The 25,926-nt window shown below is 59.9% G+C and carries 15 protein-coding genes; 4 read left to right on the top strand and 11 right to left on the bottom strand.

Translation table 11 applies throughout. The annotated features are described in order from the left end of the window. Window positions 1–191 precede the first annotated feature (191 nt). The 3 genes from HX801_RS30595 to HX801_RS30585 are packed head-to-tail and all read right to left on the bottom strand — an operon-like array spanning window position 192 to window position 2,650. The gene (locus HX801_RS30595; protein ID WP_003214088.1) at window positions 192–743 is read right to left on the bottom strand and encodes a GNAT family N-acetyltransferase; all 552 of its coding nucleotides are present in this window, start codon (window positions 741–743) and stop codon (window positions 192–194) included. Between the two features lie 4 nt (window positions 744–747). After that, a complete protein-coding gene (locus tag HX801_RS30590) occupies window positions 748–1,209 on the bottom strand; it encodes an LEA type 2 family protein (RefSeq protein ID WP_003214086.1) in 462 nt (153 codons plus the stop codon). Window positions 1,210–1,222: 13 nt separating this feature from the next. Then, window positions 1,223–2,650, bottom strand: coding sequence for a nucleobase:cation symporter-2 family protein (locus HX801_RS30585; RefSeq protein WP_003214084.1), 1,428 nt, complete (start codon window positions 2,648–2,650; stop codon window positions 1,223–1,225). A gap of 235 nt (window positions 2,651–2,885) precedes the next feature. Here HX801_RS30585 and HX801_RS30580 point away from each other — a divergent pair, with 235 nt between their 5' ends. Next, on the top strand, window positions 2,886–4,511 hold the full coding sequence (locus HX801_RS30580; protein WP_177023337.1) for a methyl-accepting chemotaxis protein: 1,626 nt from the start codon (window positions 2,886–2,888) through the stop codon (window positions 4,509–4,511). A 149-nt stretch (window positions 4,512–4,660) separates the two neighbouring features. Here the strand turns inward: HX801_RS30580 and HX801_RS30575 are convergent, their stop codons facing one another. From HX801_RS30575 to HX801_RS30555, 5 genes are all read right to left on the bottom strand, one after another. Beyond that, window positions 4,661–5,638: a D-glycerate dehydrogenase gene (locus tag HX801_RS30575; protein WP_177023336.1), complete on the bottom strand. Its 978-nt coding sequence runs from the start codon at window positions 5,636–5,638 to the stop codon at window positions 4,661–4,663. Continuing rightward, window positions 5,638–6,933, bottom strand: a complete 1,296-nt coding sequence (locus HX801_RS30570) for an MFS transporter (protein ID WP_003214078.1) — start codon at window positions 6,931–6,933, stop codon at window positions 5,638–5,640. Before HX801_RS30570 ends, HX801_RS30575 begins: the two co-directional genes overlap by 1 nt. A gap of 55 nt (window positions 6,934–6,988) precedes the next feature. After that, complete coding sequence (locus tag HX801_RS30565) at window positions 6,989–7,933, bottom strand: sugar kinase (RefSeq protein WP_177023335.1); 945 nt, start codon at window positions 7,931–7,933, stop codon at window positions 6,989–6,991. Beyond that, window positions 7,926–8,708: a sugar phosphate isomerase/epimerase gene (locus tag HX801_RS30560; protein WP_177023334.1), complete on the bottom strand. Its 783-nt coding sequence runs from the start codon at window positions 8,706–8,708 to the stop codon at window positions 7,926–7,928. Before HX801_RS30560 ends, HX801_RS30565 begins: the two co-directional genes overlap by 8 nt. An 88-nt stretch (window positions 8,709–8,796) precedes the next feature. Continuing rightward, on the bottom strand, window positions 8,797–9,855 hold the full coding sequence (locus tag HX801_RS30555) for a LacI family DNA-binding transcriptional regulator (protein WP_177023333.1): 1,059 nt from the start codon (window positions 9,853–9,855) through the stop codon (window positions 8,797–8,799). Window positions 9,856–10,131: 276 nt separating this feature from the next. Here HX801_RS30555 and HX801_RS30550 point away from each other — a divergent pair, with 276 nt between their 5' ends. The 3 genes from HX801_RS30550 to HX801_RS30540 all read left to right on the top strand — a co-directional run bounded on the left by HX801_RS30550 (window position 10,132) and on the right by HX801_RS30540 (window position 16,801). After that, window positions 10,132–12,123: a hypothetical protein gene (locus tag HX801_RS30550; protein ID WP_177023332.1), complete on the top strand. Its 1,992-nt coding sequence runs from the start codon at window positions 10,132–10,134 to the stop codon at window positions 12,121–12,123. Between the two features lie 144 nt (window positions 12,124–12,267). Further along, a complete protein-coding gene (locus HX801_RS30545; RefSeq protein WP_177023331.1) occupies window positions 12,268–14,301 on the top strand; it encodes a hypothetical protein in 2,034 nt (677 codons plus the stop codon). A gap of 232 nt (window positions 14,302–14,533) precedes the next feature. After that, window positions 14,534–16,801, top strand: coding sequence for an autotransporter outer membrane beta-barrel domain-containing protein (locus tag HX801_RS30540; RefSeq protein ID WP_177023330.1), 2,268 nt, complete (start codon window positions 14,534–14,536; stop codon window positions 16,799–16,801). 67 nt (window positions 16,802–16,868) lie between these two features. On the opposite strand, the gene HX801_RS30535 is transcribed toward HX801_RS30540, so the two are convergent. From HX801_RS30535 to HX801_RS30525, 3 genes are all read right to left on the bottom strand, one after another. Further along, window positions 16,869–20,735, bottom strand: a complete 3,867-nt coding sequence (locus HX801_RS30535; RefSeq protein ID WP_177023329.1) for an Ig-like domain-containing protein — start codon at window positions 20,733–20,735, stop codon at window positions 16,869–16,871. Window positions 20,736–20,860: 125 nt separating this feature from the next. Then, window positions 20,861–21,460: a LysE family translocator gene (locus tag HX801_RS30530; RefSeq protein ID WP_177021201.1), complete on the bottom strand. Its 600-nt coding sequence runs from the start codon at window positions 21,458–21,460 to the stop codon at window positions 20,861–20,863. A gap of 189 nt (window positions 21,461–21,649) precedes the next feature. Further along, window positions 21,650–25,846: a YncE family protein gene (locus HX801_RS30525; RefSeq protein ID WP_177023328.1), complete on the bottom strand. Its 4,197-nt coding sequence runs from the start codon at window positions 25,844–25,846 to the stop codon at window positions 21,650–21,652. Between the last annotated feature and the right edge of the window lie 80 nt (window positions 25,847–25,926).

The raw sequence follows: 25,926 nt of genomic DNA, 5'->3' as shown, positions 1-25,926 counted from the left end.
GGCCAGGGATGGCCCATGACGGCGGCCCACGGTCCAAAGCCGGAGTGAGGGCACACCGAGCCCAAGCGAGGTGCCGAGTGGTGGGGCAAGAGCGTTTTGCTTACTTTTGCGCTCTTCAAAAGTGAGCCGCTGTAAGAGCGGAACCAATCTCAGCCATCACCGAAATAACGGATATACACCCAAAACCCACCTCAGCCCCGCCGACTCCCCAGCCATTCCTCCCGGGTAATCTCCCAGATATCCTTGGGCAAACTCCCAGCGACAAACTGCCCCTCATCGGTCCTGACCAACCGCATCCCCGTCCGCTCGGAAATCCTGCGAGACGCCACGTTCGGCGCCGCCTTGGGCACGCGCATCACAGGCCGCTCCAGCACCTCAAACCAATACTCAGTCACCGCCGCACTGGCCTCGGCCATCAACCCCTGGCCCTGCCACTGCGGCGCCAGCCAAAAGCCGCGGTTGTTGTCCACCTCATCCATCAGGCTGACATTACCAATCAACACCCCAGGCGCGCTTTTCAGGCGGATCGACCAATGCCACTCCTCACCCCGAGCCATCGCCGGCAATGCAACATGCTCCAGATAGCTGCGCGCACCGTCCGCCGGGTACGGCCAGGGCACCAGGGCATTCAGGTAACGCACCACTTCCCAGTGCGGAAATTGCTGCTGGACACCCTCGGCATCCTCCAGCGTCAACGGCCGCAGGATCAGCCGTTCGGTATACAGCGTAGGTTGCGCATCCATGTCGTTACCATGTGGCAGTGTTGGGAAAGTCCAGGGTCCCGCGATCCACAAAACGCATGGTGCCAAACAGGCCACCCGCGAGTTTCCCGCGCAACACGTACGGCAGGTTATTCAAACTCTGGGTCTGGCTCAAGCCAAGGGTCTGGCGCAACACGGAAAACGCCGAAACGCTCACCGGCACCGTCAGCACCGTCTCCGAAAAGCGTGGGATCGAGCCACCCTGGTCACTCACCCCGGACGCCAGCGGCCGGCCATTGACCTCCAGGTCCAGGGCCACGCCGCTGTAGTCGATGGCTGTTTCATTCGGATTTTGTATCCGCAGCTTCACCGCGAAACGCACTTCCAGGTCCTGGCTCTGCAGCGGCTCGATGCCCACCACGTTGATGTTCACCGGGTCGCGATTGGGAAACAGCGCGCACGCGCTCAGGGTGAGTAGCAGCAGTGACAAAACCATGAGCTTGCGCATAAAACGGGTTCTCCTATTTCGTGACGTCCGGGTCCTGCATCACTTTGAGGGTGGAGGCTTCCGGATCAAATTCATCTTCTTCCAACTCTATGAACTCCTCAGGCAGGAAGATGTTCAGCACGATAGCGCAGAACGCCCCCACGGTGATTGGCGACTCGAAGATGTTGTGCAGTGCCTTGGGCAGCTCGCGCAGTACTTCCGGCACTGCTGCCACACCCAGGCCCATGCCCAGGGAGATCGCCACGATCAGCACATTGCGCCGGTGCAGCCCGGCTTCGGCGAGGATCTTGATCCCGGCCACGGCCACGGTGCCGAACATGATCAGCGTGGCGCCACCGAGTACCGGCTTGGGCATCAGTTGCAACACCGCGCCGATCATCGGGAACAGCCCCAGCAGCACCAGCAGCCCGGCAATGAAGTACGCCACATAACGGCTGGCCACGCCGGTCAACTGGATCACCCCGTTGTTCTGGGCGAAGGTCACCATCGGCAAGCTGTTGAAGGTGGCCGCCATCACCGAGTTGAGGCCGTCGGCCAGCAGGCCGGACTTGATGCGCTTGATGTACAGCGGGCCCTTGACCGGCTGTTGCGAGATCATCGAGTTGGCGGTCAGGTCACCGGCGGCTTCCAGGGGCGAAATCAGGAAGATCACCGCCACCGGGATAAACGCCACCCAGTCGAACGAAAAACCGTACTTGAACGGCACCGGTACGCTGATCAGTGGCAACTGGGGCAGGGCGCCCAGGTCGACGCGGCCCATCCACCAGGCCACCACAAAACCCAGGGTCAGGCCGATCACGATCGAACCCAGGCGCAGGAACGCGTTGTTGAAGCGGTTGAGCACCACGATGGTCAGCAGCACCAGGGCCGCCAGGCCCATGTTGCCGGCGGCGCCCAGGTCGCTGGCGCCATAACCGCCGGCCATGTCGGTGACGGCCACCTTGATCAGCGACAAACCCATCAAGGTAATGATGGTGCCGGTGACCACCGGGGTGATCAGCTTGCGCAGCTTGCCGATGAACTGGCTGAGCACCACTTCGATAAACGCCGCGAAGAAGCAGATGCCGAAGATCGTCGACAGGATCTCATCGGTGCCGCCGCCCCGGGCCTTGACCATGAAGCCGGCACTGAGGATCACGCTGATAAACGAAAAACTGGTGCCTTGCAGGCACAGCAGGCCCGAACCCACCGGGCCGAACTTGCGGGCCTGCACAAAGGTGCCGAGCCCGGACACAAACAACGCCATGCTGACCAGGTACGGCACTTCGCTTTCCAGGCCCAGCACGCCGCCGACGATCAGCGTCGGGGTGATGATCCCGACAAAGCTGGCCAGCACGTGCTGCAGGGCGGCAAATATCGCCGCGCTGAAGTGCGGACGGTCGTCGAGGCCGTAGATCAGGTCGGATTTATAACGGGGGCGAGGGGTTTGAGTGTCAGACAAAATACGGGCCCGGGTAGGAAAAAGGAGGCGCAGGATGCCAGAAAGTGCCAGTTGTCAGAAGTGTGAAAAAATATTTCGAATCATCCCCCATTAAATCCTCAAGCCGGCCGATACCGTTTATAGGCCCACATACCTATTACAACAGTGGCGCCAGCCGGTCAGAGCGGCGCGTTGACGCCCACTGACCGTGTCGCGGCAGGGATGCTCGCAGCCACTACTTCTAAGAGCGCCCCCTATGTCCCTTCGTAACCTGAATATCGCACCTCGAGCTTTTCTCGGTTTCGCCTTCATCGCGTTGCTTGTCGTTATTCTTGGGGTGTTTGCGGCGAACCGCATGACCCTGATTCGTCAGGCATCGGTCGACATGGGCTCCAACCAACTGCCCAGCGTCGGGTATCTGGCGACCATGACCGAAAACGTCCTGCGCCTGCGGATTCTCTCTTTTCGTGTGCTGGTAAACCGTGAGCCGGCGGCTCTGGATGAGGCTCAAACCCGCATGGGTGTGCTGGTGGACAAGGTCAAGACGGCACAGGCCGCTTATGCAGGCATGCCAGCCGGGAACGAAGAGGCGGCGCTGTACAAAACGTTCTCCCTCACGCTCGACAATTATCTGAAGGCCCAGGCCGAGATGGTTGCCTTTTCACAGCAGAACAAGGTCGAAGAGATGCGTGCCTTGATCAATAGCCGTATCAAGGACGGCACCGACCAGATGGGCGAGCAGTTGAATAAACTGATCGCCATCAACGCTGCTGACGCGAAGCAGGCCGACACCGAGGCCGGGCAAAGTTATCAGGATGCAATCACTGGCATCATCGCAGTCTCCGTGATTGCTGCGTTGATGACCGTACTGCTGGCCTGGCTGCTGACGCGCAGTATCGTGACGCCCTTGCGCAAAGCGCTGGAGGTTGCTGAAACCATCGCTGGCGGTAACCTGAGCAAAGCGATCGAAGACGACGGCAAGGACGAACCGGCCCGCCTGATCGGCGCCTTGGCCGCGATGCAGAACAACCTGCGCCAGACCATCCAGCACATCGCCGGCTCAGCCACGCAGTTGGCCTCCGCCGCTGAAGAGCTCAGCGCCGTCACCGAAGAAGCCTCCAAGGGCCTGCAACAGCAAAACAACGAAATCGACCAGGCCGCCACCGCGGTCAACGAAATGACGGCCGCCGTGGAAGAAGTGGCGCGCAACGCGGTGTCCACCTCCGAGGCCTCCAGCCAGTCTAACCAGGCTGCGCGGGAAGGGCGCGACCGAGTGGTGGAAACCGTCGGCGCGATCCAGACCATGACCCAGGACGTGCAAAACACCTCGGTGCTGATCGAAGGCCTGGCCACCCAGGGCCGTGACATTGGCAAGGTGCTGGACGTGATTCGCGCGATTGCCGAGCAGACCAACCTGCTGGCCCTCAACGCGGCGATTGAAGCGGCGCGTGCCGGTGAAGCCGGGCGTGGTTTTGCGGTGGTGGCGGACGAAGTGCGGGCCCTGGCCCATCGCACGGCGCAGTCGACCCAGGAAATCGAGAAAATGGTCGCCGGCATCCAGAGCGGTACGGGTGAAGCGGTGCAGTCCATGCAGCAGAGCAACCAGCGCACCCAAAGCACCCTGGAAATGGCGCGGGCTGCCGGTGTGGCCCTGGAGCAGATCACCCAGTCCATCAGCCTGATCAACGAGCGCAACCTGGTGATCGCCAGTGCGTCGGAAGAACAGGCTCAGGTGTCCCGCGAAGTGGATCGCAACCTGGTGAACATCCGCGACCTGGCGACGCAGTCGGCGGCGGGTGCCAACCAGACCAGCGCGGCCAGCCATGAGCTGTCGCGCTTGGCGGTGGATTTGAACGGGATGGTGGCCAGATTCGTCATCTGATCTGAAATGCGATAAAAAAATGTGGGAGCGGGCTTGCTCGCGAAAGCGGTGTATCAGTTGATGCATTCGGTGGCTGACACACCGCCTTCGCGAGCAAGTCGAGTCGTCGCACCGCCGCTCCCACATTGGCTTCTGTGGTGCTTCAGGAATCAGTGTTTCCAGGCGGCTGGGTTCACCAGGTTCTTCGGCTTTTCACCGGCCAGCGCCGCCAGCAGATTGTCCACCGCGCACTTGGCCATCGCCTCCCGCGTTTCATGAGTCGCTGAACCGATATGCGGCGTCGCCACCACATTGTTCAAGCGCAACAACGGCGAGTCATGCTGCAGCGGCTCGCGCACAAACACATCCAGCCCCGCCGCACGAATCGTGCGCTGTTGCAACGCCTCGATCAGCGCCGGCTCGTCCACCACCTTGCCCCGGGAGATGTTGATAAAGATCGTCTCCGGGCCCATCAACGCGAACTCTTCAGCACCGATCAAACCTTCGGTTTCAGCCGTCAGCGGCAAGGTCAGGCACACAAAATCGGCTTCCCGGAGCAGGTCCGGCAGGCTGCGGTATTGCGCGTCAAACCGCGCCTCCACTGCAGGTTTTGGCGAGTGGCTGTGGTAGATCACCGGCATGCCGAACCCGAAGTGCCCACGCTGGGCCAATGCTTCACCAATCCGGCCCATGCCGATAATGCCCAGGGTCTTGCCATGCACGTCGCTGCCGAAATGCAGCGGGCCGATGTTCTGGTTCCAGTTGCCGGCGCGCACCATATTGGACAGCTCCACCACTCGCCGGGCGGTCGCCAGGATCAGGGCGAAGCCGGTATCGGCGGTGGTTTCGGTCAGCACGTCGGGGGTATTGCTGAGCAGGATGCCGCGCGCGGTCAGGTAGTCAATGTCGTAGTTGTCGACACCGACCGACACGCTGGCCACGGCCTCAAGGTTTGGCGCCAGATCCAGCAGTTTGGCATCCAGGCGCAGGCTGGCACCCAGCAACCCCTGGGCCGTCGGCAAGGCTTCACGCAGTTTGGCCAGGCCGCTTTCATCCAGCGATTCAATAAGCGTGACCTCGGCCTGTTCATGCAGGCGGGCCATCAGCGGTGCTGAGAGTTTCTTGTAGAGCACGACAGACTTTTTCATCAGGTCTTTACCTTCAATTCAAGGGATTGCAGCGGGGCGCGCTCGCGGTCACTGGCGCCGGGCTTGAGAAAGATCGTCAACACCACCGACACCAGCAGCGCACCACTCATCAGCAAGTACGAGGCGCCGGGCGATCCAGTGCTGCTGTTGAGGTAGCCCACCAGGTACGAACCGCCGAACGAACCGAGGGCGCCCATGCTGTTGATCAGCGCCATGGCGCCGCCGGCGACGTTGGCCGGGAGGATTTCCGGGACGATCGCAAAAAACGGCCCGTAAGGCGCATACATACAGGCCCCGGCGATCACCAGCAGGGTGTACGACCACCAGAAGTGTTCGGCGCCGAGCACGTAGGACGCATAAAACGCGATGGAGGCGATCAGCAACGGTGGCCACACAAAACGTTTACGTTTTTGCAGTTTGTCCGAGCCCCAGGACACCGCCAGCATGCCGATCACCGCCGCCAGGTACGGCAGCGCCGACAGCCAGCCGGCCTCGACCATGTCCATTTTCAGGCCGGCCTTGAGGATCGACGGCAGCCACAGCACGAAGCCATACACGCCAATGCTCCAGCAGAAAAACTGCAGCGCCAGGATGATCACCTTGGGTGAGCGAAAGGCCTCGGCGTAGTTCTTTACCGCCTTGATGCCCACTTGTTCTTCGGCGAGGGCGGTTTCCAGGTCTTTTTTATGCTGGGCGCTCAGCCATTTGGCGTCTGCGGGTTTTTCATCCGCCAGCTTCCACCAGATAAACGCCCACAGCACCGCCGGCAAACCTTCGATGATAAACATCCAGCGCCAGCTGAAATGCTGCACCAGGTAGCCCGAGACCACCGACATCCACATCATGGTCACCGGGTTGCCGAGGATCAGGAAGGTGTTGGCCCGCGAGCGTTCCGCGCGGGTGAACCAGTGGCACAGGTACACCAGCATCGCCGGCATCACGGCGGCTTCGACCACCCCGAGCATGAAGCGGATCACGATCAGCATGTAGGCGTTGGACACCATGCCGGTCAGGGTAGCCAGGCCGCCCCACAGGATCAGGCTGACGAAAATCAGCTTCTTCACGCTGCGTTTCTGCGCGTAGATCGCACCGGGCACCTGGAAGAAAAAGTAGCCAAGGAAGAACAGCGCGCCGAGCAATGACGACATGCCCGGGGTGATCATCAGGTCTTCGGCCATCCCGGAGGCGGCGGCAAAGCCGTAGTTGGCGCGGTCCAGGTACGCCAGGCTGTAGGTGATAAACACGATGGGCATGATGTACCACCAACGGCGGGTGGCGAGTTTCAACGGTTCCATAAGGTTGCTCCTGAGCTTGTTGTAGTTGTGGCAACAGGTAACTCGGTGATGCTGATTAACCGGCTTTCTGGGTGTGGGGCAGATCGGTTCTGAACGGCAAGCCTTCCATGTCGCCACGGCTCTGCACCGCGCGGCTGCCGATCCAGTTGCCGCGCTGCACGGCTTCGCTGAAGCTCAGGTTTTCCAGGAGCGCGCTGATCATGCCCACGGCAAATCCATCGCCGGCGCCGACCGTGTCGACCACCTTGGCCACTGGCACGGCGGCGACAAACCCCTGGTCCAGCTGGGTGCGGTAATACGCGCCGTGGGGCCCGAGCTTGATGGCCACGGCTTCCACGCCCTGGTCGAGGTAAAACGCGGCGATGTCGGCCGGGTCTTCAAAACCGGTGAGCAAGCGGCCTTCGCTCAAGCCCGGCAACACCCAGTCCGCCAGGCAGGCGAGGGCGTTGATTTCGCTGATCATGCGTTGCTCGTTCGCCCACAGGGACGGGCGCAGGTTCGGGTCGAAGGACACGCTGCGCCCGGCCTCGCGCATTTGTGTCATCAACTGGCGCGACAGGTCGCGGGTGGCGTCCGACAGCGCCGGCGGAATGCCGGTGGCGTGCAGGTGCCGGGCTTGCAACAGCTCAGGCTTGATCGCCTCGACCGACAGATGGCTGGCGGCCGAGCCACGGCGGAAGTACTCCACCTGCGGATCATCGCCGGCTTCCTCGCGGGACTTGAGTTGAAAGCCCGTGGGGTGCAGCGGGTCCACCGCCACATGGGTGCAGTCCAGGCCTTCGTTCTGCAAGGTGTCCACCACGAAGCGCCCGAGGGAATCGTCACCCACGCGGCTCAGCCATGCGACGTTGAAGCCCAGGCGTGACAGGCCGATGGCGACGTTGCTGTCGGCGCCGGCAATACGCTTGTGAAATTGGGCAACCTGGGCCAGGTCGCCGGTCTGTTCGGCGACAAACATCGCCATGGTTTCACCAAACGACAGGATATCGATCTCAGACATGTGCGTTCTCCACGCGGGGCTGGCCGAGGACGGCGAGGGCGGCGACCTGCTGGGCGGTGACCTGCACCAGGTCATTGCCTTGCAGCGGAAATTCCACGGCCCGGGTAATACCTTGAGTCATGTGCTTGAGCAGTTGTTCCCACAGATGCAGGTCGGCGGCGCCCGGCGGCAAAGCCACCAGCTTGCCGTCGGCGCGGCGGGCCACGGCCTTGCAGTGCAGGTAATCCACGTGGCGGCCCAGCAGGCGTGCAGCGGTGGTCGCCGATTGGTCTTGCCATTGCCAGTTGCCGATATCGAAGGTCATTTTCACCGGCACCGCCAACCGCTCGACTTCGTTGAAAAAGCGCTGCATCGGCTCGATGCGCCCGCCGTGCAGGGTCTGGTCGTTTTCCACCAGCAGCTTGACCGGATGCCGGTTGAGCAGGGCGCTCAAACTGTCGAGGTCGTTGGTGTCGGTGAAATAGCCCAGGGAGACTTTCAGCCAGCGGGCGCCGAATGCCTGGGCGCGGTCGAGGGTGGCGGCCAGTTCGGCATTGGGCTGCGAGCGACCGGCCACCCATAGTTCCAGGGGCGATGAGAACACGCACTCCAGGCCTTGATCGGCTGCAGCTTGCGCCAGCTCATGGGGTTGTTCGGTGGTCAGCAGCTCTTCGCGCCATTCGATGCGTTGCGCGCCGGCGGCAGCCAGCACCTCGACGAAACTCAACTGGCCTTGCTGGCGGACCAGGTCGGCACCGTAACTGGAAAGGCTGATGGAGACGGGGTATTTATGCATTGTTGTGGACCTCTGAAACCGGTTTCATTTTTATTCGCAAAATAAACGTGTGGGAGCTGGCTTGCCTGCGATGGCGGCGGTCAGCCGCCTACTGCTTCGCCGGAGAAACCGTTATCGCAGGCAAGCCAGCTCCCACAAGGGATTGGGTCGAGCCCCGGATAATCAGTTGTGGCAAGAAGTCCAGGGTGCGTGGGGGCTGGCTATCGCCGCGCAAACGCTTGAGTAAACAGTCAAACGCACTGGCGCCAATGGCCTCGGTGGGCTGGGCGAGGGCGGTGATGCCGTTGCCCACCAGCGGGTACCAGTCGAGGTCATCCAGGGCGATCAGGCCCACGTCATCAAACAGGTTGCAGCCTAGATTTTTCAACGCACGGGTACAGGCCAGTGCCGCGATTCCGTTGGCGCAGAACAACGCCTTGGGGCCGGATTTGCCTAGAAACTTTTGCAGACGCTGTTCCAGTTCGCCGTCCAACTCCAGTACGGCGCCGGTCAACGTCGGACGGTTGGTCATCTCCGCCTTGAAACTGTCCAGGCGCTCAAGCCGCGAGCTGGTGCCGTCGGTGGCTTCAGTCACCAACAGCAGGTCGCGATAGCCTTGCTGTTCCAGATGCTCCACGGCCATGCGCACCGCCACCGGGTTGTCCAGCCCTACCAGGTCGCTGTGCAGCGGTTCGACCTTGCGGTCCACCAGCACCAGGGGCATTTCCCGTTGCAGTTCCAGCAATTGGTCCAGGTGATGGCCGAGGGTATTCACGATCAGCCCTTCGATATTGTAGGCACGCAGGGCCGCCAGGTGCTGGCGCTCCTGCTCGTCATCGCGGTCGGTGTTGCACACCACCAGGCTGTAGCCGTGCTGGCGGCAGGCGGTTTCCACGCCATGCATCACGGCAATTGAATAGGGGTTGCGGATATCGGCTACCAGCATGCCGATCAGGCGGGTGCGCCCGCGTTTCAGGCCGCGGGCCATCTGGTTGGGGCGATAGCCCAGCTCATCGATGGCCTGCTCGATGCGCAGGGCGATGGCATCGGAGAGCAGGGCACGGTCGTCGCCGATAAAGCGCGACACGCTGGCCTTGGATACACCGGCGCGCTCGGCGACGTCCAGCATGGTCACGCGGCTGCGTTGGGCGGCGGAAAAAGTAGTCACGGCGGCGGCCTTTCTTATTGGATTTATCTGGGTTCCAAGGCGAAACCAATTGCTGAAACCGGTTTCAGGAAACACCAAGTAGGAAATTTCGTCAAGCGCTGCTCAGTAACCGCCCTGGCAGCAAGGCCGAGCAAAAAGCGACGAATGGAGGGGGCTACCTGTTAATTCTGACAGTATCCGGCCGGAGGAATCGGGCGCTTAATTCTCTCAACGCCACTTGGTATACACACGCCGCCTGCCGGCAGGCCACTGTCCACCGTGTTGAGGATTAAACCCATGTCTGACGTCTCTGAATCCACTTACCTGATCAAACCCTTGGGCGCGGACGACGGGGGCACTGTGTTGCTGGACCCGATGGACATACCCGGCGTCGACAGTGGTGACCCCCGGGGCGTGATCCCGCGCTCGCGCCTGCAGGGCCCGCTGCAGGTCAACATTCCGATGTGGAACCCGCGACCTGAGCCGCTGCTGGATGAGCCGCACATCGTGCGCCTCCGCTGGGTGTGGGCGGGTGTCGATGAGGAGGTTGATTCGCGGCAGGTGTTTGGCCCGCCACCCCCTTTGCCTGCGATGATCTCACTGGAGGTGCCCCTGTCACGATTGACTGATGAGGGCTCCGGCACCGCGCAACTCTACTACACGGTCCAGGACTCCTTTGGCGGCGTCAGTGTGCTGAATCCCAGGAGAACACTCACCATCGATCTGGACTCGCCTGAGTTACTGAACCCTCTGGATACTGTGGATTTTGTAGTTGCCCCGACCCCGAACGTCGATGAGCAATACCTGCTCGATAACGTGCCGGTGGCGTTCAATATTCCGTTCTACACCGTGCGCGCGGACAGGGACCGGATTGAATTCTACCTGTCCAACCGGGATAACCCGCCGCTAAGCGCGGCGGACGCCGAGTACGTGATCGCGTTAGCCTCAGACCCGCTGGTTGCTTACGTGGACCCCGATATTTTTCGCAGGTTGAACAACGGTGACGCCTATATTTTCTACCGCATTTTTGACGAGGCAGGCAATTTCAGCAGCCAGAGTGCCGGACTGCTGTTTCAGCTGGCACTGACGCCGTTGCCGAGCAACTTGCCGCGTCCGCAAATTCGGCCACCGGCATACGACGACGGCCTGATCAAGCGCGATGATGCACGTCGTGGCGTGTTCATGCGCATTGACCCCGCCTACGACGATTGGGCGCCGGGGGACCAGGTAATCGCCTACTGGAATGCCCGTCCGACAGTCCCGCAGCCAGTACTGAGCTTCCCTTGTGATGTGGAAATTCCATGGCTGACCCTCAGGGGGCCTGCGCCTGTACTGATTCCCGAAGCGGCGGTGGTGCGCTACGAAATCATTCGCGGAGCCCTGCCTCCATTTCGTTCCTTATCGGAACGGTTCAATGTCGACCTGACGATTGCCGGCCAGGACCATCCCAATGCGCCCGCATTGCTTAACCCGACCCTGGCCAGCGTCACGGTGATAGGGCGCGGCTCCAAGACTCCCAATCAGCTCAATCATCTGGATCGTGGGCTGGCTGCCCAGGCATATGTTCCTTTGTTTGCAGATCCGGTTGCGGGTCAATTGCTCAGTCTGTTCTGGAACGGTGTTGGCCCGGTGGCCAGCCATCCCGTGCAGTTGGGGGAGGTAGGAGGGCAGTTGGTGTGGTTTACCGATATTCCCTGGAATCTGATCGAGGGGACGGTCAATCCACGTCTGCCGGTCCATTACCTCACCAGTAATGGGGTCAACGAACAACAGTCGCCGCCAACTTTTGTGAATGTCGATGTGACGGCGCTGATTGATTTTACTCCTCCGCAAGTTCAGCACACCCTGACTAGCGAGTATGTGACCTGTTGTTCTTCGCCTTCGCCTTTATATGGCGTGCATTGGTTGATTCCGGGCAATATCGGCCTGCAACTTAACGACGAGGTGCGTTTTCACTGGCAAGGCTATGCGCGTAATAACTGGGTTGATCCTATTGCTGGCACTGAATACGAAGAAACCATCCAAGTGCTGCAACCCCATATTGATAACGGTATTAAAGTTGTGGTGGAACCGTTCGACCGGACCTTGGAGCCTATGCGCGAATACGGTTCAGCTGTGGCCAGTTTCGAAGTGTGGCGCAACCTGGGCAAGGTGGGTGACTCCCGGCCAGACGTCAAGGGGAGCGGACACATCCGTGTCGACCTGACCTTTCCAACGGGTGGGTTTTGTAAACCCGGGGATGTCATTAGTTGCACCAGTGATGGAAAGGCAACGTTGGTCAAAGATTAAAGGACTGGGTGTATTTGTTGTTGTGCAGGGAATAGTCGGCGTGTGATAGGCGTGCAAGCGCTTTGTCTCGCGACGCGAACGGCTACGTCAATGGTAGGGAAGTGTGGGTGAGATGTAATTCGTCTTAATATCTGGAGACACGTAATGAAAAAGGACACGCTCGACTTTATCCGTAACTATGCAAAGAATCGAAGTGCCAATACGAGTGATGACGCCTTGCCTGATGGTATTCTTGAAGGTGAGGTGCCTGGCTACCCTGGATTGCTTTCACGGGAGTACAACCTGCGTGAGAATTTGAATTTCTCTATTCCACTATGGCCTGACGCCGATACCCATCCGTTTCTTGACGATCAAGTCAGTGTTTGGTGGAAAAATTTCGATGACACCGAGTGGGGCACGCCCATTTATAATTTCACCGTTGTTGCCCCAGGGCCTGAGACAGTGGTGAACATTGCTCAAGGTCGGCGGCCCGCGGGGCGGTACCAAATCAAGTACGGAATTAACGTACGTGGCGTTGACAACTATTCCGAATCAGATCCGCAGACCATTGTCGTTGACCTGACACCACCGTATGCCATTTCCCCCGATGCACCGCCGGCGCCGATTCCGCCTGCCGACCTGCCGACACCTGCCGACCGCGACTACTTTGAAAGCAAGCCCAATGAGTCTGCAGTGTTTACGATCCCGGATTATGTGGCGCATGGTCGGGCAGACGGCGATTGGGCGTATCTTTACTATAATGGCTCCGATACGCCCTATGCACCCAACCCGCCCGATCCTTCGCCACGCTGGAATCTGCCTGCGGACCTGAGCTTTCCATTGCCATTATCCGTGGTTGACGCCAATCCGGATGGCCTGCGCAATTTGCGGTATGAGTTGTTCGACGCGGCAGGGAATTGGGCGCGGCTTTCGACTGCCTACGAGATGGACGTGGGCCTGTTTCCAGCGCCCGAGAACCTGCTGGCCCCCCTGGTTGACCGAACCTCTCCCCCCGGCGATGTATTGATTGATCGGGCGGACGTTGCGCTGGACGGCGGCATGATCGTGCGTATTCCTGAATATACGAACTTTCTGCGCGGCGTCGATGGAGATGAATTCCTCGTCACATTGAGGACAAGCATCACCACCGTTAACTTGGAGGCCCAGCCACTGGGCAACAGCCGTTTCCCGGCGGAGGTTTACGTTCCGTACAGGGTGCTGGAAATCCTGTATGGGGCCACTCGAGGGCTATTGCCGTTGACGGTTTCCTATGTGGTGCGGCGGCGGTCTGTCAACAACCCGGCGACACCGACCACCACCGTCAACCTGGACCTGTTTGTTGTCGGCCCCACTCCCATTGGCCCGGACCCGATCAACGATGACCTGCTGCCCGTAGTCGTGAACGGGGTGGACGCAACCGGTACCGAGGGCCCCGACGACGAACTGGAGCGCGACCACGCCAACCGGCCTGCAATTGCTCGGGTAACGTTATGGAGTACGGCACCCACACCGGATGCCAGCGACTTTACGATCCGCCTTTACTATTCGGGCGAACTCGTTGCTACCCAACCGGTGACCGGCGCCTCGGCTGGCCAGGTGATTCCGCTCTCAATCCCGTGGAGCTTCATTGAGCGTCATGGCAATGGCCGCAAGACGGTGTTCTACACCATTGCCCAAGGGGCCAGCACCAACCGCCAGTTTTCCCCTGACACGACGGTGACGGTGAATGCCAACTTCAAAGAGCTTGCCCCGCCGGTGGTACGACATCTGTCGGACGGAGGGGCGATCAACTGCGCTACGTTCAGGCCTGAAAATCCTCCCGGAAACGTTGTGGTGTTTATCCCGCCTTCGGAGCACTTTGAACTGAGGATGGTGGTTACGCTGCACTGGCAAGGCTACAGCGACAATGCAGGAATGGTAGCGGTCCCGGCAGCAGTGGGTCGTGTGGACTCCATACCGCTCACGCAAGCCATGATCAATTCTGGGTTCGAGTTGCTCCTGGGGCCCTATGAGACCATCTACAAACCCATCCAGCCCAACTCGGGTGCAAGGCTGGCCGGCTCCGCGCGGATCTGGTACACCATCAACCTGCCTGAAGGACCATTACCTTCCGATGAAGCGCATCCTCTTGTTCGCGGGGTTCGGATAGGTGGAACGAATGGCTTTTTCTGCGACGGTACTGCCGTCCCGCTTCCTTGATACTTGTTTGAGCCCTAATGCCAAAGAGGAGCCTTGCTCCTCTTTGGCATTTTTGCCGTTGGGTCGACTACAAACTGCATTCACTTTCAGCACAGCACCTTGGGATTAGTCCTACAGATGTTGGGAACAGCTCTGGGTACCTTGGGCGCCGCTTGATTGGCAGGGTCCACACGCTTTTCGGAACCGGCCAGTTTTTTTCCGTAAAGGAACGCCAACCCAGAGGTCCGTAAAGATGTCAGCTCCATTCAATTTCAAACCAACTCCCTTAAGCCTTGCCTTCAAGGCCAAGGCCGTCACACTGCTGATGCTCATGGCGCAGCTGTCCGAAGCGCGTGTCGTGACCGGCCCGGATGAAACGGTGGGGCCTGGCCCGCGCCCTGACACTTTTGAATTGCGTGCAGGTTCCCGCCTGACGGTTCATGGAGTGCCCACCCTGCAAATCACTGCCAATTCCGCAACCCTGATTGTCAATGCCGGCAGCAGCACCCGGGACATTGCCGCAATCAACTCCGACATCCGCATCGATGGTTCGGACGTCATTGCGCGGGATTCGGGAAGGGCCGGGGTTCATGTCACGGGCAGCAACGTGCTGATCACCAACAGCAACGTTACCCACAACAACGGAACCGGGCTGGCAGCGGCCCGTTCCCTGGGCGCCACCAATGGTTCCAGCGTCACGGTCCTCAACAGTCACATCACCGGCAGCACCCGCGGTGCCTCGGCCAGTGCCCACAGTGTGCTGGACCTGACCGATTCGCGTGTCGAGGCGACCGCAGATGATGGCGTGGGTATCGAACTGTTCAATGGCCAGGCCCGTGCGTTCAATACCAGCATCGTTGGTGGAGACATTGGCGTGAAGATGGGCGTGGATAACGACCCGACTTTGGCCAGCAGCCTGATCCTCGACCGCTCGAGCGTCGAGGGCAAGACCGGTTCGGCGATTCAGGTCGGCTCGTTCAGGCCCGGGGAATCCACCCTTGCTGATATTCATGTACTCAATGGCTCCACGCTGACCGGCGCAAACGGTGTGCTGCTGGAAGTCATGAACGGCGCCACCGCCAACATGAACGTCGACCGCAGCTTCCTGGTCGGTGACGTGGTGGTCGAAGACGGCAGCACCGCCAGGTTGCAGCTCAACAATGGCTCCTGGCTCACCGGCAAACTGCAGAACGTCGCCGAGTTGAGCGTCAATTCAGCGTCCCACTGGATGCTGGTGGATGACAGTTCAGTCGGCGACTTGATCATGGGCGGCGGCACCGTGCACTTTGGCGGCGCCGATGAGTTCTTCCAGTTGGACGTCAACAGCCTGTCGGGTGACGGCAGCTATGTGATGCACACCGACTTCAGCACCGGCCAGACCGACTTGCTCAACGTCAACGGGGTCGCCACGGGCAACCACAGCCTGCTGTTGGCGGCGACCGGCTCCGAGTTGGCGAGTGCCTTGCCGATTCGTGTGGTGCACACCGAAGGTGGCGATGCGCACTTCTCGCTGGACGGCGACACCGTGGATGTGGGCGCCTATTCCTACGGGCTGAAGAAGGAAGACACCGACTGGTACCTCGATCCTAATCGTCGTGGTACCAGCAACAGCACCAAAACCGTAATGGCGTTGTTCAACACGGCCCCCACCGTGCTGTACGGCGAGATGTCCCTGCTGCGTACCCGCATGGGTGAACTGCGTTTCAGCGACGGCCAGAGCAACGGGTTCTGGATGCGTGGCTACGGCAACAAATACGAGGTAGCCGGGAACAAGGACGGTGGTGGCTACACGCAAAACCAGCGTGGCCTGAGCCTGGGGGCCGATGCGCCATTGTCGGGCGGAGATGGCCAGTGGATGGCCGGTGTCATGGCGGGTCACAGCACGTCCGACATCAGCGCCAACACTTCCGGCAGCGGCAAGGTCAACAGCTACTACCTGGGGGGGTATGCCACCTGGATCGACGACGAGAGCGGGCTGTACTTCGACGGCGTGGTCAAGCTCAACCGCTTGCACAACGAGGTCAACGTGACCATGAGCGACGGCAAGCGTGCCAAGGGCAACTACACGCAGAATGCCGTGAGCGCATCGGCGGAAGTCGGCCGGCATATCAAGCTCGACGATGGTTACTTTGTAGAACCGTACTCGCAACTGAGCACAGCGATTATCCAGGCGCAAAGTTACGAGCTGGACAATGGCCTGCAGGCCAAGGGTGATCGCACCGCCTCCGTGGTGGGCAAGCTCGGCGTGACAGGTGGCAAGAATATCCAGCTGGAGAGCGGCGGGGTGCTGCAGCCCTACCTGCGTACAGCGTTGGCCCATGAGTTCAACCACAGCAACAAGGTCAAGGTGAACGACCAGCGCTTCAACAACGATGTGTTCGGTTCGCGTATTGAAGTGGCAGCGGGCGTGGCGATGTCGGTGTCGAAGAACGTCAAGCTGCACGCTGATATTGAACATGCCCAAGGCAAGAAGGTGGATCAGCCGTGGGGGGTTAATGTGGGAGTGCGTTACGATTTCTAGGAAACAGGGGTAAAGAAAAAAGGAAGCCGAGGCTTCCTTTTTTTGTGGGGTTAAGTATCTTGATTTTTTAATAGGGAGTCATGCACCACGCTGACATGTTGTAATGCCCGCGCACAGCCACCCAGTATAGCGGTCCGGTTCCTATCGTTATGAAGTTGTACCAATCACCATTGAATGAACAAAGTCCATACTCTCTGAGTCTTGGAGGAGGGTTGTATATAGAGCTTAACGCGGAAATTATCGATCCATTTCCGCTGTTGCCTATTACAAGTGGGCGTCCTCCTATTGAGTTCATCCAGTTAATAGCAGCAGTAGGAGACTGGTGTGTTTCATTGACTTGTAGTTGGAAGATGTTAGAGACAACGACCGTATAGGACCGCGAAATATTATTTCTGTCTCTCGCGGTGATCGTCGCCGTACCATTACGATTGCCTATTACTTTTCCCGTGGTTAAGTGTACTGAAGCAATAGTAGGTGCGCTGGACGCGTAGGAATAAGAACCAACCCCTCCGCTGGCTACTCGTGTCTGCGTATTGCCCGCCCAATCCCTCCCGGTTGCGGGCCAGTTGGTGAGCACCCTTGTACCGTTCAAGTTCATTTGACTCTGATCAATCCTCAGCGAAGTAATTACCGTATAGGTCGCAGTGGGGAACGTAATGGCCGTGGATTCAACGCTGCTGCCATCAAACGTTACCTTGCACGTTACGGTGATGGTGCTGTTGTTAGGCAGCCCGTCCAGCCATGTGCGCAGTACCGCCTTGTTCACCAAGCCGGTCGATACTTCTCCCGCCAGCAGGCTGTAGTTTGTCAGCACATTCAACGGCGCGCTGCCCGCCCTGGTCAGTTGCACCCAGACCTTCTGGCCCGTTGCGGCCAAAGGCCAAGGGGCAACACTCAAGGTGGCATTGGTGCTGAAGTTATTGAGGTTCAACTCACCGCCTGTAGGGACGCCATTGATCAGCGGCCGAGGCAGCGCCGAGGACGGAACACGGTTGACGGTCAGCTTCTGTGTTTCTGACGGGACAATAGTCGTCCCTATCGTCGCCATATAACGGAGCTCGATCAATTTGCCCGCGCTGTTGGCGAGGATGTCCCGGCTGATCTGAAAGTCGACGCGCTTATTGGTGTTACCGTTCTGCGCCGGGATGGTCGCCATGGTGCCGTTCGGGTAAATCCACTCGAGGGCGATGCGGTGGGCCGCGGTCATTTCGTTATAGGCCACCGCCACATAGGCGTTGTTCTGCCAGTCCTGTGGGTCGATGGTCAAGGTGGCGCCCTGCAGATTGGCAAAGGCCGGGCGCGGCAATGTGGCGGGGATCGACTGGATAATATGCTCGCGTACACCAAACAATACTGCGGTGTTTTTATCAGTGCTTTCGGCCAGGCTGACCCAGAAGCGAATGGTCAGGTGCGACTCGTTCCTGAGACCTTGCAGCTCCGCCAACGGTATGGGTTGCGAGACACCCAGGGTGGCGCTTTCTCCAACAGGGGCGGCGATAAAAGTGTCCAGGTTGAACGCACTGCCGTCGGTGTTGGTACCCGTGTATTGCAGCCACATGAACTGCTCTTCAAAGGCCAAAGGCCAGGCCGCCACACGGATGCGGGCTTGAGCAACAAGCTCGTTCGTCGGCAGGATCACGCTGTTGCCGACCCCGTCGATGGTTGGTGTGGGTAACCCACTCAACGGCAGCAGGTCCAGGTTCAGAGTATCCGACTCATGGAGAAACCCGCTGCGGGTAAAACTGTATTGCACACTGATGCGGTTACGCTCGTTGCGAATGCCCTTGGCAATGGTACGGGCCTCTATCGGCACACCCACTTCATTGGTGTCGGGGTTGCCCCAACCCGTTTCGACGGTGCTGCCCAGCAGATCGGCCGTCACCCATTTCACTGAAAACGATTCGCTCTCGCGCATGCGCCGGTATTTCACCAGCACCGTTGCACCCGATTGAGCCGCCAGCGGGTCAAGCCGGTCAGGGTACTGCTCGGCTTCCACGACTTCAGGCGCGTCCAGTTCCACGCCACGGCCCACGGTCAGGAGGGTTGTAAACGAGCGCAAGGTGAGTTTGGGCAGCGGGGTTTCGCGTTCCAGGCTGTAGGTGATGCGCAGTTGGCCATCGAAGTTGTTATCCAGCACCGCACGGCTCACCGGCAGTACCAGTGGCTGGCCCTGTGTCGCACCGTTGATCGTCACCGAACCGCTGGCGGAACCGCCTGTGCCCGTGCCCACAATGTTCCATTGGATATGGTCGCGGCTCCTGGTTGCCGTATAGGGTAGCGTCAGCAGCACGCTGTCGCCCACTACGTCAACCGGGTCAACGTTGTCGTCAATCGCACCCTGCAGGGTGGGGGCAGGCATGGTTTCGAGGCGTTCGTCGATGCGTACTGTCAGCACCCGTGATTTGCGTTCAATCAGCGCACCGTAGGCATGCAACTGGGCATCCGCGCCGTCGTCGACAAGGTAATACACTGCGACGTCACCCAGCCCCTTGAACTGTTGCAGTATTTCGCTTGGAACCCGGCGCGTGCCACCCTGGTCCCCGGCCAGTTGCGGGTCGGAATAGCGCATTCCACCGCCCCCTGGAACAATCTGCTCGATGACCAGGGTTTCCAGCGAGTCGTAGGCGTGTGGCTGGTAGGACGGGATGCTGATAAACGCATCATCGTCCGGGTTGATCAGGCCCAACTCGCTCGGGGTCACGGTCACTGCCGGCATCGAGGTCGGTGTACCCACCACCGTCACGGTGACACTGCCAGACTGCCCGAGGTGGCCACCGGTGGCGGTGTGCCAGACGAATGAAGCCCTGAACGAGCCGCCGATGACGCGCTCGATCAAATCGCGGTCCACCGGGAAGATCTCTTCCCGACCGTTCCTGACTTCGACAGGATCAAGCACCAGTTCTTCGATCGTGCCGTCCGCCAGTGTGGCCGTCAGGGTAATCGTGACCTGGTTTGGGGGCAGCGGGGCCGGTGTCACCCGTGGGGTCTGCAACAGGATTTCGAACAGTGAATTACTTTGCGTGTCGTAATCGATTTGCCGGCTTTCCGCGTCATCCACCAGGAAAAACGGCGCGCTCATCAAGCTGGGGTCCAGTTCGGCGACCAGTCCATACGGCTTGGAGTACTGGTATTTTTCCCCTGAGTAATTCTGAACCACATCGAACACCCTGAAGCGCAGGGTGAGTGCGCCGTTGAGGCCGCCCTTGAGAATATTTTCCTTGCTGATAAATACCCTGATCGGCTGGATACCGCCAGCCTCGGCGGCCGTGACCAGGTGCCTGATCTCAATTCCGTCCCAATAGAACTCAATGGTGTCGTTCTTGCGCACGTTCGGATAGGGCGCAATCACGGCGTATAACCCGCGACTGATCGTGTCCATGTTGATCGTGCTGCTTTCGGGCAAGCCGTCGACACTCAGGCTCAGTTTACTGTGCCATTTGTCGTCACCATTGTTCTCTATCCCGCCGGGACGGGTGGTCTTGATCAATATGCTTTGCGGCGGCGAGGTGCTTTCCTGGCCGCTGCCTGCGCGCAGTACCCGCGCGCGCACTTGCACTTCACCTTCAGGCATGCGTTCGGCGATGACGTACATGCCATAACGATCCTGGTCCATCTCGACGACACCAGATACCTGAAGATCGTTATTGAGGTACAACTCAAAGGCGTCGAAGATGGCCCAGGTGTGCCATTTTTCCAGGACGAAATACGCATAGGGCTGAACATGCCGAATGCCCAGGCCATAGGCGTAAGGTTCATCGGGATACCGGTCAAGCGAGACCGGCGGGAACGCCGAATAGGGTGGGGCCAGGTCTTCAGCCGTGATCACCGGCAGGGGCGCGGGCTCAAGGAGGGCCAGGGGGCTGTCGGAAACAGGTACACCTGGGTCTTCAATGACCGAGGCATTGTCATCGGGGTCGATCGGTTGGTTGGGCATGCTGACCACTCCTTGCTGGAAGTCACGCACAGCGCTGGCTGTGCATATAGGCAAGGGAAATCAAACACCCGCAGCCCCGATAGCGGATAGCTGTGAAAACTGACAGTGCCGACGAACGGTTGTGTCTACACCCAGACGCTCAGCCAGCTTGAGACCAGCAACAACACCGCCATGCAGCGGTTGAACCGTTGCATGGCCTTGGGCGAGCGAAACACCCGGCTGCTTCCAACCCCCAGCAATGCCCACGCGCCGAGGCACGGCAAGGCGATCACAAAGAACGCCAGCGACAGGTACAGCACATGGCTCTGGCGTTCATCGCCATTGCCGGCAAACACGCTCACCACCGCCAGGGCCATCATCCAGGTCTTGGGGTTGACCAGTTGCAGGCTGGCGGCGCCGGCCAAGCCCAGGGGTTTTTGCACGGCAGCCGGGTCGATTGACTCGGCGGGGGCGCTGAAAATCTGCCAGGAAAGGTAGCTGAGCCAGGCGACCCCCAGCCATTGCATCGCTGCCTGCACCCGGGGCCAGTGCGCCAGCGACTGGCCAACGCCGGAGCCTACCAGCAGCACAATCCCCGCCGCCCCCGCGCATGCGCCCAGCACGATAGGCAGTGCCGCTTTGAAGCCATACCGTGCGCTGTTACTCAGCACCAGGATATTGGTGGGGCCAGGGGTGATGGAGGCTACAAAAGCGAATAACAGGAAGGGCAACAGGGTAGGGAACATGGTGGGGCGACTTCGTAAATGGGGGCGATGGAGTCGATGGTTGCAGGTGCGTGGTGGCGTGTCTGGAAGGTTTGAGCAGGGGCGGGCGGACACGGGGAGGGGATAGTGGCGGGAGAGCTATAGGGGACAAAAAAAGGGACAAGTCCATGGTTTAGATGGACCTGTCCCGGTTATACCTCGGTTAGTTAGTCAATAACGCATGACGTAGAGTCCTTGCGAGTCACTGCTGGTGAAATAAGCTTTTGAACCGTTTGGCAGTACTGCAATATTGCCAGATCCAAACCCAATATCCGCGGGTACAGTCGCTATAAGCCTGTCCGTATTTGTGTCAAATATGTTGAAGGCGCCGAACCCTGCCGTATAGGCATGAGGAAGTACCGGGTTGACTGCAACCGACCTTCCCGATCCCGCCCCAATCACGGTCACCAAACTGTTGGTGTTGGTGTTTATTATCCCCAAGCCATCAGCTCTCGCCAAATAGAGGCGAGGGGTGTTGGTACTTAAAGCCATGGGCCCAATCACTCCCTGAATGACAGTTACAACACTATTGTTTGCAGTGTTGATAACAGTCGTATCAACCGCGTTGAAACCGCCGCCATAGGTCGTAAGGTAGGCACGCGTATTATTAGGTGAGCGGGCGATGTAGCGAGACTGACCCGCTATTTGAGCTATCCGATTGCCGGTGGCGGCGTCGTAAGTATAAGCACCGCTCCCCGCAGTAACATATAGCCGAGTGCCTGCAGTATTGATCGCCAAGTCCACTATAATTTCATTTACGGTGGCATAGGTCGCAACTCTGGCGAAGGAGGTTGTACTGATTACCGCTATGCTGGTGCGGACCAGGTCCAGGTAGAGTCTTGATCCGTCCGGGTGAATTGCAAGGTGCCCACTGGACTGAATGTCATACGAAGCCGAGTGAATAACGGCGTCCGTTGCTGTGTCGATAACGTAAATCGCAGTTCTACCACCCGCGCCAACAGCGACATAAACGCGGCGCCCGTCAGGGCTGACGACGACCCCGTTTGATGAGTGGAGGAGGGTAGGAATAAATTTGACCTCCGCTAGCCATGTCACGGTATAGGTACTTTGCAGGAGCGGGATGGCTTTTGACTCATCGTCACTGCCGTCATACGTCACTTTGCAGGTCACCGTGAACGTAGTGTTTTTCCCCAGGCTTGCCAGCCAGCTGCGGGAGACAGCTTGGTTGGTGATGCCGTTGGCCGCTTGAGCAGCAGTAATGGCGTGTGCCCTCAGCACCGACAAAGGTTCTACACCTGCCGCCTCCAGCGTGATCCATACACGTTGACCTTGCTTGCTCAATTCCCATTTGGCTACAGAGGCGTGTGCATCCCCGGTGAACGCCTGGAGGTCCAGGGTTGTGCCGCTGTTCATGTTATTGATTCGCGGTTGTGGCGGTCTGCCCGCCGGGATCCTGGCCACTGTCAATACCTGCGTTTCTGAAGGCACCGGGCTGCCATTGATGGTGGCGACATAGCGCAACTGAATGGTTTTGCCGACGCTGTCTGCCAGCACTTCATTGGTAATGACGAAATCCACACGACCGCCGTCCAGGCCGTCCTTGGCGCCAATATCCGCAACACCGCCATCCGGGAAAATCCATTGCAACTGGATGGAATGGCTTGGATTCATGCCGCCATACGCCACCGTGACACTGGCGTTGTCTACGTGGTCCAGCGGCTGAATGGTCAGCGTTGCCCCGGGCTGGTCGTTGAACCGTGGGTGCGGCAGCACGGCGGGCAGGGTTTGCACACGGTGTTCACGCACGCCAAACAGCACGGCGGTGTTCTTGTCGGGGCTTTCTGCCAGGCTGACCCAGAAGCGGATGGTCAGGTGCGAGCCATCCATCAAGCGCTGCAGTTTGTCCACTGGCGCGGGTGGCGAGATACCGTTGGCGGCACCGTTTTCGGTGACCAGGTTGGCGGTGTAGGTGTCCTCGCGGTACGGGCTGCCGTCGGCAAACGTGCCCTCCCAACTCATCCACATAAACTGCCCGGCATCGATAAACGGCCAGACGGATACACGGGCGCGGGCCTGGTCATTGAGTTTCGACAGGTCGAGCAGGGTGCTGTCGCCAATGCCGTCGATCGTCGGTGTGGGCAGCCCGGTGAGGGGAAGCAGGTGCAGGTCGACAGTGTCCGAAGGGTACGGAAAGGCGCCACGGTTGAAGTGGTATTGCACGCTGATCTGGTTGCCACCGGGGCGAATACCCCTGGCGATGGTGCGCGCCGGGATGGTCACGAATACTTCGTTGGTGGACGGGTTGCCCAGGGTGTACTCGGTGGCACTGCCCAGCCCGTCGCGGCTCAACCAGTCGACCTTGATCTGGTCGGTGGCCTGCATCGGCCGGTATCTCACGATGACCTTGGCGCCGCTCAATGCGGCCAGGGGGTTGAGTGCGTCGGGGAACAGGGTGGCGCCGTCGATAACCGGACGCTCCAGTTGCACGCCGCGGCCCACGGTCAGGTTGAGCACCTCGGAGCGCAATACCAGGCGTGGCGGGCCGCTGCGTTCGAGGCTATAGGTAATGCGCAGGCTGCCATTATTGTTGTTGTCGAGGATCGCCCGGCTCACCGGGAAAACCAGGGGCTTGCCTGCCGTGCCGCCGTTGATGCGCACAACGCCACTGGCCGAGCCGTCAAGGCCGGAGCCGATGGCGTTCCAGTGGATCAGGTCACCTTCTTCGGTCTGCCCGTGCGGGGCGGGCAAGGTCAAAGGCAGGGTCAGCAGCAAGGTGGGCGTGGTCACATGGCTGGGGTCGATGTTGTTGCCCAGGGCGCCTTCCAGGTGTGCAGTCGGCATGTTGCCGATGCGCTCACCCACGTGGGCGAACAGCTCGCGGGACTTGCGAGTGGTCAATGCGTTGCCGTCCAGGACGTGGCCGGCGCCATCGTTGACCAGGTAATAAAACGCGATGTCGCCCACGCCTTCAAACTGTTTCAGGTTTTCTTTGCTGACGTAGCGCGTGCCGCCCTGGGCGCCCGCCAGTTGTTCTTCCTTGTAGATTTCGCCACCGCCGCCCGGGCGGATATGCTCAATCACCAGGGTTTCCAGCCAGTCCGAGTCGTGGGGTTCGTAGAAGGGGATTTGCACGGTGATGTCCTGATCGGGCTCGATCAGCCCCACCTCGATCGGTGCGACCGTCACTGCCGGCATCGCCACCGGCGTGCCCACCACGCTGACGGAGGTACTGCCGGATTGCTCCACGCGGCCGTCGTTTTTCAGCCACTGGAACGAGACCCGAAAGGACCCGCCCACCAGTTGTTCGATAATCTCGCGGTCGACGGTGACAAATTCAACGCTGAGGTTTCTGTCCACCACCGGGGCCAAGGGGAACATCTGGGTCGAACCGTCGGCCAGGGTACCGAACAAGGTCACCGCCAATTGGTGCCGCGGCAGGGGCGCCGGGGTTTGCCGAGGCACCGTCACCAGCACTTCGAAGGTTGCCTCGCTCTGGGTATCGAAGTCGATCTGGGTCGCCTCTTCGCCATCCACCAGGAAGATCGGTGCAAAAAGCAGGTTCGGATCCAGCTCGCTGTCCAGGAAGTAGGGTTTGGAATACTGGTACTTATCCCCGGAGAAGTTTTGCACCACGTCCGAGACCCGGAACCGCAGGGTCAGCTTGCCGAAATGCCCCCCCTGCAAAATGATGTCCCTGGAGACAAAGACGCGAATCGGCCCTGAACCCGCGACTTCGGCCGGGCTGACGATATGCGTGACTAAAACCCCATCCCACGACAGCTCGATCTGGTCATTCTGGCGCAGGTTTTCATAGCGCTGGATCAGGCACCAGACCCCGCTGTTGGCATTATCTATATTAACGGTGGAGCCCTCAGGCAGGCCTTCCACCGTCATCACCAGGCCCGGGTGCCATTTGCTGCCGGGGTCGTTATCGCGGCCACCGGGGCGGGTGGTCTTGATCAGGATGGTTTGCAGCGGCGACGTACTCTCCTGGCCGCTGCCGGCCCGCACTACGCGGCCGTATATCTGGACGTCGCCTTCGGGGATGAATTCTTCGGGGACGAACAAGTCGTAACGGTCCCGGTCTTCAAGCGCAATATCGGCGGCGACTGCATTGACCAGGTCGTTGAGGTAGAGGGCGTAGAAGTCGTAATTGAAGTTGAACCAGCGTTCGAAGGTCCACTGGGCAAAGGGGCGCACGTGGCGGATGCCCAGGCCGTAGACCCCTCTTTCAGGATACAGCGTGGCATCCAGCGGGACCGACGGATAGGCTGACTTGGGCGGGTCGAGGTCTTCGACGCGGCGCGACGCCAGGCCTGACGATGGGGTATGCAGCACGAGGGCGTTGCCGGGCGGGTTGTTGTCGCCCAGCGGCGCATTATCCGGGGCTATGGGAAAATTGGGCATGGACAGGCTTCCTTGAATGAGGCGCGGCCCTGAGTGGCCGACTGCTGACAAGGAGATCAAACACCTATCGGGGGGCGTGG

This window comes from Pseudomonas sp. G1002 (genome assembly GCF_013385455.1).
Classification (GTDB): Bacteria; Pseudomonadota; Gammaproteobacteria; order Pseudomonadales; family Pseudomonadaceae; genus Aquipseudomonas.
Note: the sequence above shows the minus strand (reverse complement) of the source record. Positions and strands in the feature narration are given on the sequence as shown.